Source organism: Thiohalocapsa marina (genome assembly GCF_008632335.1).
Lineage (GTDB): Bacteria > Pseudomonadota > Gammaproteobacteria > Chromatiales > Chromatiaceae > Thiohalocapsa > Thiohalocapsa marina.
This window is the reverse complement of the sequence record NZ_VWXX01000061.1, coordinates 1-11,351: the sequence shown is the minus strand read 5'-3', so window position 1 is coordinate 11,351 and position 11,351 is coordinate 1. Positions and strand designations below refer to the sequence as shown.

General features: G+C 64.3%; 8 protein-coding genes. 2 read left to right on the top strand and 6 right to left on the bottom strand.

Translation table 11 applies throughout. The features are described from left to right. The 4 genes from F2Q65_RS18830 to F2Q65_RS18815 all read right to left on the bottom strand — a co-directional run. Positions 1-493: class I SAM-dependent methyltransferase (locus F2Q65_RS18830; RefSeq protein WP_246156384.1), on the bottom strand; the 493-nt coding region annotated here is incomplete at its 3' end. A gap of 76 nt (positions 494-569) precedes the next feature. After that, positions 570-1,160, bottom strand: a complete 591-nt coding sequence (locus tag F2Q65_RS18825) for a hypothetical protein (RefSeq protein ID WP_150094939.1) — start codon at positions 1,158-1,160, stop codon at positions 570-572. Positions 1,161-1,192: 32 nt separating this feature from the next. Beyond that, on the bottom strand, positions 1,193-1,669 hold the full coding sequence (locus tag F2Q65_RS18820; protein WP_150094938.1) for a hypothetical protein: 477 nt from the start codon (positions 1,667-1,669) through the stop codon (positions 1,193-1,195). A 75-nt stretch (positions 1,670-1,744) separates the two neighbouring features. Next, positions 1,745-2,170, bottom strand: coding sequence for a TIGR02452 family protein (locus tag F2Q65_RS18815; RefSeq protein WP_246156382.1), 426 nt, complete (start codon positions 2,168-2,170; stop codon positions 1,745-1,747). A 24-nt stretch (positions 2,171-2,194) separates the two neighbouring features. Between F2Q65_RS18815 and F2Q65_RS18810 the strand changes: the two genes are divergently transcribed. Then, a complete protein-coding gene (locus tag F2Q65_RS18810; RefSeq protein ID WP_150094937.1) occupies positions 2,195-2,596 on the top strand; it encodes a hypothetical protein in 402 nt (133 codons plus the stop codon). On the opposite strand, the gene F2Q65_RS18805 is transcribed toward F2Q65_RS18810, so the two are convergent. Beyond that, entirely contained in the window at positions 2,560-9,807 is a 7,248-nt protein-coding gene (locus F2Q65_RS18805; RefSeq protein WP_150094936.1) for an autotransporter outer membrane beta-barrel domain-containing protein, read from the bottom strand. The two genes, F2Q65_RS18810 and F2Q65_RS18805, sit on opposite strands and share 37 nt — an antisense overlap. A 599-nt stretch (positions 9,808-10,406) precedes the next feature. Between F2Q65_RS18805 and F2Q65_RS18800 the strand changes: the two genes are divergently transcribed. Then, positions 10,407-10,748 carry a hypothetical protein gene (locus tag F2Q65_RS18800; RefSeq protein ID WP_150094935.1) on the top strand — a complete coding sequence of 114 codons (342 nt, stop codon included), beginning with the start codon at positions 10,407-10,409 and terminating at the stop codon, positions 10,746-10,748. 5 nt (positions 10,749-10,753) lie between these two features. On the opposite strand, the gene F2Q65_RS18795 is transcribed toward F2Q65_RS18800, so the two are convergent. Next, entirely contained in the window at positions 10,754-11,143 is a 390-nt protein-coding gene (locus F2Q65_RS18795) for a PilZ domain-containing protein (protein ID WP_150094934.1), read from the bottom strand. Positions 11,144-11,351: the final 208 nt, after the last annotated feature.

Sequence of the window (11,351 nt, the reverse complement as noted above, 5' to 3'; positions counted from 1 at the left end):
AGCGAAGCGCATCCGCCACAGGCCACAACGGCGGATGCGCTTCGCTTATCCGCCCTACAGTGTTCACCTTGTTTTGGGCGCGTTCCATATTGAGCCACCGCTCCCCCTCCCGCCCCGGCCGGCGATCCGCGGTGGTCCAGGTCTCCAGCTCGGCCAGCTCCGGCACCGCCCGCAGCAGCGCCGCAAGCCCCGCCTCGTCGAGATCGGTAAACCGCCGCCCGCCATGCTCACGCTCCCCGGCCCCGTACTTGCACGAGGCGTAGAGCACGCCGCCGGGTTTGAGCGCCCGAGCCAGTCGGCGCAGCAACTCGGGCAGCTCGGCCAGGGGCACATGCAGCAGGCTGGCGCAGGCCCAGATGCCGTCGAAGCGGTCCATCCACTCGATGTCCTGCACGCGCAGTACCGCCACCGGCAGGCCGCAGTGGGTCTCGGCGAAGAAGGCCTCGGCGTTGGCGTCGTAGTAGGCCGACTCGTCGATCAGGGCGTGGGTCACGCGCGCTGTCCTCTCTGCAGGCGAGTGCGGCGTGAGTGTCGCCGGTGAACGGCTGGCGCTTGGCCGCAGGCATCGGCTACTGTGATGGTAGGCGCGCGAGCGCGCGTTGCGCCAAAGCGCGACCGTTGTCGAGCTGATCACGATCAGCGGTCTCCGATGCCGTGATGATCAGCTGATACGGTCCCTGAAACACCGTGAGTTGTCCGATGGCGGTTCCGAACGCCTGCCATCCGGCCTTCTCCCCCAGACCCGCCACCGGAGAAAGTCGGGCACCTTCACCGAGCTGAGTCGCGAGGTCGTTGTCATAGTCGGCATAGGCCTGTGCCGCACCAGCTGCGCTGTGGTGAGGGCGAAGCATCAGGCTCGCCGCGAGCATCGCGTCCGCACCAACGACCTGGTAACGACAGCTACTCGCCCAGAAATCGCCGTCGCCGTGCTGCCCCGCCTCCGTCTCGACGGCATTCGCTCCGAGCACCGCACCCACGTCCTGAGCGGTCAGGACCGCGCAGGCATCCAGTTTCGCGACGGCTTGCGTACCGCCGTCATCGCTACCGCAACCGGCGCTCAGCACACTGGCACCGAGGATCAGGATGGGCGCACGCCACCAGCGTCCCCAGGTGTGGCGGCCGTCGCGTACTTGCGTTCTCATAGCGGCATCAAGCTCCACGTCAGTTGATGGACCAGGACCCGCGGGGCGGGTCATCTTGTTTCTAGCAAGGCCTCCGGCATCTCCGGAAAGCGCTGTCTGAGCGTCTCCTCGGACTCGCCGACGATCTCCACCACCGTCCATTGACCTTGCTCGCGCTGCAGCAAGGCAGCAAGGTCTTCGTAGCGACGTTGGCCATCGGGAGACTGTGGCCGAGTCTGCACCCACGCCCAGTCGTGGATGACGGTGAGCACATCGACGACAAAGACGACCTCGATCTGATGCCAGCGACGCACCTCGCTGCGCAAGGCCTCGAGAATCGCCCGACGCTCGAGCGAGCCGGGCGGCGGAGAATGGTGCTCTTCGGGTGCCGTTGCCAATGGCTCGGCCACGGCAATGCCGATCCCGAGCAGACAAATCGGCAGGAGCCGGTAAATCGCCTGCACGAGACCTGGCAACGGCATCCGTGGGCGATGGGATAGACGATGACCGCGGGCACCGCGCCGGTTCGCATCGAAGGCACTGCTCACGAGCCGACGCCGGCCGTTTTCTGCGCGACTTGGCCCCCTGTTCATCGATAGGTCAAAGGTCTTGCACGTCAGCGTTTAAGACTGAATCGTCCCATCCGAGAGCTCTGCTGTAAACGGGGTCAAAAAGGCGCGCTGCACCGACCAGTCGGCAATGGCGAAGACCACCTGCGAGAAGCCGCCGGCAAGCTGAAGTAGCGCCGCATGGAAGTCGCGTGCGGTGCGCTCGGGATCGTTCGCGAAGGCGCCGCAGCCCCAGGCACCGAGGACCAGGGCGGAGTAGTCGAAGGCCCGGGCGATGGCCAGCACGCGATGGATACGCCGCTGCAGCAGATCACCAGCCAGTGGCTGCCCGACCCTGGGCGCATAGGGTGCGGCGCACGTCAGGATGCTGAGCGGCCAGGGCGAGAGCAGCAAGCTGGTCCTGCTGCCCATCGAGGCGACCGGCATCACCGGTGCCGTCGCCGGGGTGGCGGAGTTGGTGCGCGGCGTGCAACAGGACAAGCGCGCCTCCTGAGCCGATCTGCCATGGCCGCGCTTCTTGCCAATCCCTGGCTGTGGCGCAGTGTCGGGGCCGTGCTGATGGCCCTGGAGTTATTGCTGTCGGGCTTGTATCTGCTCTGGGCCAGACTCGGTGCCCTGGTGGTGGGGCTGCTGCTGGCGCTCTTTCCCGATCTGCCGGTCCCTGCGCAACTGTTGCTGTTTGCGCTGACGATGCCGAGCGTCTGCAGCCGCCGGGCCAAGCGTGCGCTGGCACCCCAGACCTCGCCGACGGTGACGTCGGCCAGCAGGCGGTCGATGTCGGGCTCGGGCTGCTGGAGGAGGTCCCAGTCCGGCATCGGCTCGGGTGCCTCGTCCCAGGCAGATGGGATGGTGAGTTTAAGGCGACCTGCTCAGAACGGCAGAGAAAACGCCAGTCCACCGCCGTAGCTGCTGCTGTTTTCAGAAAGACTGCCGAACACCTCCGCGCGAGCGGTCATCGTCTTGTGCGTCAGTATATCTACACCCGCAGTCAGGTCGAAGCGCGTGCGATCCATGTCCGTTTTGGTCGTAAACGAGGGCACCGTCGGTCCACCTAACACTAAACTGCTCTTCACCGACGGCGTGGCATCCCCCACGAACTGGGTGATCACCAATACCAACTTCGGCTGCACCTGCGTCCCCCCTGCCGTATTCAACGTGGCCCCAATCTCGACCGCCGGTTGCATATTGAAGTAAGCGTCGCTCTGATTATCCACATTCAGGCGAAAATCGCTGCCGCCGGATTCACTGAAGCCGTCCATCGAGAGATAATCCACCCCGAGATCGATCCGTGGCTTCACATACCAGTGACCGCGTTCGAACAGGCGGGCCGCTCGCAACTGACCGGAGATCAGCCACAGCTTTTGGGTTCCTTCGGCACTGACACCAGGTGGAAACTGCTGATCGAGGTCGAAGTGCCCATAACCTAAGCTCAGCCCGCCTGAGAACTCGCTCGCCCCAAAATGGCGAAGCGCATAGGTGCCCCCCTGCAGTTGGTAGCCATCGCTGCTGACATCAGACTGGGATACATCAAGATTGCGGTTTTCGTAGGATAACGCGCCGCCGACATACCAGCCGTTTTTGAGGTCGAGCTGACCACCGCTGGCGATCTGCCAGACGTCCTCGTCGAAGCCAAGGTTGTCGCTGGTAGTATCGCGATCGAAGCGAAACGCGCGCAGCCGGATCCAGGCGCAGCGCGCCGGATCCACGGACAAGTCCACGCCGGAACGTTCACTGCAATGCAGCATGTCATCATTGAAGCGCACGCTGGACAGCAGGCTGCCAATCTGGTTATCGACAGCGACCTCCGCTCCCAAGTTATTCACGACTCGAGCGTAGGTCGAGGTATCCTCGATCTCGATCAAGTCGCGGCCCAGGTCTGCATCAAGGCCGCCCGCGCTGTAGATCGCGTGCAGATGGTGCGAGAGGCGGTCTTGGTTGTCGTTGGTCTGTGCGAGAATTCCCTCATTCGCAAAATTGATGTCGTAGGAGAGGGACAAGGAACTGTCGGAGGATTGATGCAAGGCATATTGCGCCACCGCTGACGGTAGCACTTCAAGGCTATCGAACTCCAGGCCGCCGTCCGCTTCGATCAGACCGACCGAGCGCGCACCAAGCGTCGACAACCAACCGTCGACCAATCGAACAGCGATCCGACCATCAAGCATGGCTCGACCACCGATGCTCAACAAATCGGCATAACCTGAGCTGCCTGCCCCGTGCGGATCGAGATCGACCACAAGCGTGCCTTCCGCTTGCTGAATGAAATCGCCAGTCAGGTAGGTCGTACCCAAGGCACCGCGCCCGCCGACCGCAAGAATGCCTTGATTGTTCAGTTGGTCGACATCCATGACGCGCCCGGAATTGATCAATGCGTTCGCGTAGTTGTTGACAATGAAGCGTCCCTCGGGCGAGTTCATCGCAGCGGGCTCCGAAGACGCCATCACTGCGTCATCATCCCACACCTCGCAGTCATCATTGCGGCAGAACTGCCCGGTAATGATCGCGCCTTCATCCTTGTTGTTCACGATCTGGTCCTGAACAACATCGAGCAGGACGATCGCCTTGCCTTCGATGCCATCGACCGTTGTGATGCTCCCGAAGTTGTCGATCGAAGCGTAGTTGGCATTTGCCACGACGATGCCGACGCCGTCGTTGGCGTATTCGGTTGGTGACGCACCGACATCGATGGGTGACGCACCACCGCCGCTGACTACGGCCCCCTTGTCGACCAGAATGAAAACCCCTCCTGTGTCCGCGGCCCCACCATATCCGCTCTGTGCGTAGATGCCGTGCGATCCGGCTCCCTGAGCGTTGATGCTTCCGGTTTTTGTGACCTCGATGGCCACGTCTCCTCCAGAGCCGGTTCCTCCGACGCTCTGCGCGAACACGCCATGCGCCGCAGCCCCGGCGGTAGAGATCGCGCCACCGACAGTAATAACCACATCCCCGCCTGCCCCGGCGTCTCCATTGCTCCCGGCCATCATCGACAGCAGACTGCTGGTGCCGGGATCGTGCACCACCTCGCCCTTGAGACCACCGCCACCGCCCACGCTCTGGGCGAAGATACCGACCGCTCCATCGGCCGAGGTGGAGATCGAGCCATGTTCAAAATCCACGGTGACCTTGCCGCCGTTACCGCCGGCGCCGGGCTTACCGGGCTCCACCAATTTGGTTCCGTAGTGCAACCAGTTGGACAACTGCCCCACGCCTCCCTGGCCGCCACCACCGCCCACGCTCTGGGCGAAGATGCCGAATGACGGGCTGATGCCTGTGCCCCCGGTCGTGATGCTGCCGCCTTTGACGGTGACGGTTACCGCGCCGCCGTCGCCGCCCGCCTTGCCTTGCCCGCCGAGCGCGAAGCTGCCCTGCTCCCCGGTCCCGGCCGCACCACCCTGGCCACCGCCACCGCCACCGCCCACGCTCTGAGCATAGATGCCCGCAGAGCCGTCCTGCTCGGTGACGAGCGCCCCATCGCTGTGGGTCACCTCGACCTTGCCGCCAGTGCTCAAGCCCGCGTTTCCGCCCGAGCCACCGATCGTGACGGTGAGATTCTTGTACTCGTTGTCCATGGCCTCAGCAAGCCATCCGGAGGCGCTTGCCTCTTCGTTCCCCAGGTCAGCGCCGACCCCGCCGCCACCGCCGATGCTCTGGGCGAACAGGGCAGACGCCCCAGCCCCCCTTGTGTGTACGGAGCCGGAATTTTTCAGAGTCACGTCGCCGCCATTGCTACCATCACCGCCACTTCCCCCTACTGCCAGCGTGAACGTGCCGCTGGGCTTCTCCTCTTCCTCTCCAGCTTCCGCTTCGGCCTTTTCAGTCAGTTCGTCCCAAATCCCGGACTGATTCTCCGCTTTGGCATGGCCGCCAAAACCACCGCCGCCACCCACGCTCTGCGCCAAGATGCCGTGCGACCCGTTGCCGCTGGTCTCGATCGTCCCGTAGTTTTCGACCAAGACCGTGCCACCGGTCGCGCCTCCGCCGCCGCTTCCGCCGAGGGTAGCCGACAGTTCATAGTCGGCGGTTCCCATCCCCGGCAGGTGCCGATTCCAAGCCACACTGTTGCCGCCGACACCACCACCACCGCCAACGCTCTGGCCAACGATACCGGCCGACATATTTGCCGTCGTCGTGATGGCGCCAAAATTGGTGACCGTTACATCACCGCCAGCGTTTCCGGCACCTCCGTCACCACCAAGTGCAATCGAAAAGCTCACCGATGGGGGATCTTCCTCTTCTTCAGCATCGGCGCCTGGGGGATTGACCGCCTGGAACGAGAGACTGCCCGCGTAACCGCCCTGCCCTCCGGTGCCGCCCACGCTCTGGGCAAAGATGCCGTAACCGGGCGAGAGATCGGGTATCGCTGGGTCCGTACCATCCGCCTGCTCTACAAGGAGTCCGCCGTTCACGACGAGATCGCCTTGGTTGTCGACCGTGACCGTACCGCCCTTACCCGCATTACCACCCTCGCCCCCAAACGTGAGCGCTCCGGTCCAGGAATCGGTCACTGCTGCCGTTCCGGAAGCGGCCACGGACCCCTTGCCGCCACCGCCGCCCACGCTCTGCGCAAAAATGGCGCTCGCGCCGCCACCGGTCAGGTTGATGGATCCCGCATTTCCGACCTTGACCTCCCCACCGTCGCCACCCACTCCACCGCTGCGGCCAAAGGACAGCGCGAAATCACCGGTCTGACCAGAAGATCCCGTGCCGGCCACCGACAGCCCCCCTGCACCACCACCGCCACCGACGCTCTGGGCCAGAATCCCGTCCGCCCCTGCACCTTTGGTGATAATGGCGCCGGCGGCATAGGAGTCGGCGCCTGTGCAGATACTGGTCTCAGTCCCGTTGCAGACCGTCACCGCGCCGCCACCGCCCCCCTGGCCGCCGTTGCCGCCCAAGCTTAGAGACACCCCTCCTTCGAACAGCCCGAGACCGCCCGCACCACCCAGGGCCCCATGCCCGCCGCCCCCGCCGACGCTCTGGGCCAACAGGGCGGTCGATCCAGCGCCCTCGGTGGTGACATCGGCGTCGTTGGTGATCGCGGCACTTCCACCCTTGCCGCCACCCTTTCCACTTCCGCCGATCGCCAGTGCATAGGCGCCCGCGAGCGAGGCGCTCGCCGTTGTCGCGAAGCCGCCCGAGCCACCACCGCCCCCAACGCTCTGCGCGCTGATGCCGAAGGAGTGATCCCCCGTGGTGGTGATCGCGTTTTGCCCAGGATCGTTGGAATCGGTCGTGCGGACCGACGCGTTGCCGGCATCGCCACCAACTCCCCCGCTGCCACCGACCGCGATGCTGAGCGCGGGGGTGTCCGGGTCAATCGACACGGCCAGGGCGCCGGCGAAACCACCGCCTCCCCCGCCACCGCCGATGCTCTGGGCCAGCACGCCATGGGAGTTGTCGCCCTGCGTCGTGATGCTCATCCCGCCGGTTGCCGCGACCGATGCGTCGCCCCCTTTGCCACCGTCCCCGCCCTGGCCACCCATGGCGAACGCCCCCTCGAGGCCCACCGCCTTGGCGTTACCTCCGGTGCCGCCGCCTCCACCGATGCTCTGCGCGACGATGGCGGTCGAGTTGTCGAGATGGGTGACGATGTCTTCTATCGTATGCACCACAGACACTTCTCCGCCGTCGCCGCCACCGCCGGCCTTGCCTCCGATGCTGAACCAGCCCGTCGTCGACCCACCGTGGCCCCCACCCCCGCCGATACTCTGGGCAACGATACCCGGCGAGCAGCCGACGCCGCAGGCCTGGTCTTGTTCCGGCGCACTCACTGTTGGATTTGTGCCCGTCTCGATCTTTCCCGAGTTGGTCACTTGAACCTTCCCTCCATGGGAGGCTTTGCCGGCACCACCACCGAGCGCGACGATGCCATTGGAGCCCGAGCCACCGTCGCCGCCGATGCCGCCGATACTTTGCGCCAAGATGCCGTGCGCGTCGTTCCCGTCGACAGATATGGCACCTTGGCTGTTAACGGTTACATCCCCACCCGCGCCGCCGTCGCCGCCGGCACCGCCTCCGGAATAGAACAGCCCGAAACCGCCGCCACCAGAGCCGCCGCCGCCGCCAATGCTCTGCACCTTCATGCCGTCGGAGCCATCTCCATGCGTGGTGATCGGTCCGCGACTGGTGACGGTGACGTTGCCACCGTCGCCGGCGCTACCACCGCTGCTCGCGAACTGGACGAAGGAAAAACCCTTTTCATCCTCACCCGCGGCACCGGCGCGTCCACCGATGCTTTGCGCAAGCAGGCCAGGGGACTCGTAGCCAGTGGTCTCGATCCCTTCCTTGCCATCAAGGTCGAGCTCAACCTCCCCAGCGTACCCCGAGTCACCGCCGCCCCCCTTCTTGCTGCCCGAGCCACCGGTGCCGCCGTGGCTGACGGCGACGATTCCCGGGGACTCATCGCGATTCGTTGTGACATCCCAAGTCCCGGCGATCGAAACCGTGCCGCTCTTGCCCCCATTCCCCCCTTGTCCGTTTTTGTGATGGGCGTCGGCGTCACCGCCCGAGCCTGCCAAGCTCAGGGCGTAGATACCGGGCGATTGGGTGCCGTGGGTCGTGATCTGGTTGGTTAGACCGTTGTCGAATATGAAGATATCGCCGCTGTCGCCCCCATCGCCGCCATCGCGGTCCTTTTCTCCATATCCGCCATTTCCGCCGACACTTTTCACCAGGAATGCAGGAATGTCTTTGACGTTTGCCGTTGTTTCGATGGTCCAGGCACCGGGCTGCCATCCATCCGGCAGGTCGTTTGAGTCGTCGACGAAGATGGAGCCTGCCGCGCCACCCTTGCCACCGTCGCCACCCCCACTGCTGCCCTGGGTCCCATGCGCCCCATCGCCCCCCTGAGAGAGAAGAGAGACCGCAGGCAGGGTTGCAGAAAACACGGTCGCACCACCGGTCGAGAGCCTGACATCGGACGCATCCCCACCGCCGCCCCCTGCTCCAGCCCATCCCCAACTAGCATCTCCCCCGGCTCCGCCCTTGCCGCCCAAGCTCGCGGCATAGATGGCGGCATGGGGATCAGGCGAGACTCCCAATTGCGATGCTGATTGAACGACACCTCTTACATTGACCGTGACTTGGCCGGCATTGCCTCCGACCCCACCGGTATTGTTCGGATTGCCCTTGCCCCCGTCACCCCCCGTTGTCGCCACGGTCAGACCATCACCCAGTGAGCTCAGAATGCCTTCGAAATCCAGTCGGATGTCTCCCGATGCACCTCCGCGGCCACCTCTATGACCGCCATTCGATCCTTGTCCAGCATCCCCGCCGTCACCCCCCGTCGTACGTATCCTGACACCGTCACCACTCGTCGAGGTGACGGTGGTGTCCGTGAAGGTCGCGCTGATGGAACCGGCAGCACCGCCCTGCCCTGGTGAGTGATCACCGCCTCCATTCCCCCCCTTGCCCCCCTCCGCGAGCAGCTCGACTGCATCCGTGACAGAGGTGATGGTGCCGGAGATATCGACCGCGATGGCCTGGATCGATCCATCACCCTCCTGCATGGCGCCGGCCTGCCCCCCCGCCCCGCCTGCTTTGTCTCCGTTCCCGCCTGCGCCGCCGGCCGTGTGGATCAGGATACCGCCAAAATTCGACAGCACCTTGCCGTCGAAATCCAACTGCAGGAAGCGACTGGCTCCGCCTGAAGTCGCATTACTGTTCTTGACGTGCGCCCCGGCCGCTCCCTCGCTGGTTAACTGTACCGAGGCGCTCGCCGCGCCCGGTCCACCAAGGTTAATCTGGTGGAGCCGGTAGCTGCCCATGTCGACATTGAGTACGGCGGGGTTTGACGGGTTTCCCGTCGCCTGCCACAAGATCCCATAAGATCCCCAGGTAATATCTCCGGCTGGCGCGACGTCGATTCGGGTCGCCGTATCTGGCGGAATTTGGCCGTCTGCATTGACATTGATACCGCTGGACTGGTCGCCTGTGCACTGGTAGGCATTCGCAACCCCTGTCAAATCCCCACAATGATAGGGGTTTGACCATGCAGTGAGCGGCACGTAAGCGGTGATTACGCAACCCGCTACCGCCGCGCCTCGCGCAATGGCTTCTTGTGTCTTCTTATTTCGCGCAGATCTGCGCCGGCCTAAAGCATCGTTTTGCCGACTCATTCGAGCGTCCTCCTGGTTGTGTGCGCCCGCAGCGCAAGCGCCTTTTTGAGTTCTTATTACCTTTGACGGAGCACCCTTTTGCGATCTCCGGGATAGCGGAGGAATCCGAAGTGGCGTGGGCATTCAAGCCCCGATGCTTCGTAAATCACGCAGAACGGGCAGGAACCAAATACAATCACAATCGCGGAAGCCTGGGTGACGCTACCATCATAGTCGAGCACTCACAAGTGGGAATAAATAGGCTGTAAGAACGGATAACGGATAAGAAATCCAGGCCGCCCTGAGGGTCAAGCCCGGCGCTGAGGCGGTGCGACAGCGGAGCTCTGGATATGAGGTCCTGGACCGGAAACATGACGATGCGACCTCGCGCCACGCTCGTCGCAGGCCGAAGCGGCCTGCTGCAGCGGACTCGCGGTCATGCCGGACGGCGGCAAGACGAAGGCGCTCGGCCGGTAGCAGCGTCGCGGGCACGTCGGGAACGCGCATCCACCGGCCTCACGTTCAGTTCAGCGGACACATAAAGAGAGGCATGATCATCGCAAACGCCGCGTCCAGCACCTATGTCGTGGCTAGTGCATACCATCCCTGTCCAGGTCCCCATGCTCCAAACCGCCCTACTCCGCCTCAGCGCGCTGCTTGAGCGCATCAGCCACCCGCGTGCCGCTGAGGTCCGCGAGCTGGCGGACCTGCTCCAGGTATCACCTGAGCTCGCAATGCGCCAACTCGACAGCAATGCCTGGTGGGCTGGCGCCGGTTCGCTCGCCGCTGAGACCATGATCGACAATCCGGGCCTGCCCGAGGGGCTCTGGCAGAGCGAGGTGCGGGAGTTCCGTGCGCTGCTGATCGAGATCGGCGAGCTGATCAAGGCGGAGGGTGCAACCAACCCAGGGCTTGGTTCCTGGCTGCTGGCCTTCAGCAACTGGAATGCCTCTGAGGTGTGAGCGCCTCAGTCCGCCTGCGCCTGCACCAGGCTATGCAGCCGGGTGCTTTCACACTCGCCCAGTTCGACCAGCTCCAGGCCAAGCCGATAGCGTTCCTGGTAATCCACGCGGGCGGTCCACCGCACCTCGGCGACGGCGCGGATCGGCTCCATCGTCATCTCGGGCTCGAGGCAGAGCAGCAGACGGGTGCCGACGGCGAAGGCCTCCGGCGAGAGCAGTCGCAGGCCGCCCAGGCTCAGGTCCTCGGTAAGAAGGTGCCAGCAATGGTGCGGCTGTCCGATCGCGCTGGCGCAGACGGGGTCTCGGTAGTTGACGCGCGGGTGCCGGCGCCGCTGGACAACAGCCTTCCGCCATTGCGAACACGTCGGCTCCGCGATGTCACTTTCGAGGCTCAATCACACAGCCTGCACGCCCACTATGTACGCTTCGCAGGCGGGATCACTCCCGCACCACGCAACACTCGGTTTCGGTGAGCGGCCAACCCTTAGGAACGCGCCCAAAACCAAGGTGAACACTGTAGGGCGGATAATAGAAGCGCGAACCCCCTTGTGGCCTGTTGCGGGAGGGGGTAGCATATAAGCCCGACCCGGCCTACGTGTATGT

Bases quoted from the DNA above. Each gene is read 5' to 3' on its own strand.
- F2Q65_RS18810 (WP_150094937.1), top strand. From the start codon at position 2,195: ATGGCCGCGCTTCTTGCCAATCCCTGGCTGTGGCGCAGTGTCGGGGCC.
- F2Q65_RS18805 (WP_150094936.1), bottom strand. From the start codon at position 9,807: ATGAGTCGGCAAAACGATGCTTTAGGCCGGCGCAGATCTGCGCGAAAT.
- F2Q65_RS18800 (WP_150094935.1), top strand. From the start codon at position 10,407: ATGCTCCAAACCGCCCTACTCCGCCTCAGCGCGCTGCTTGAGCGCATC.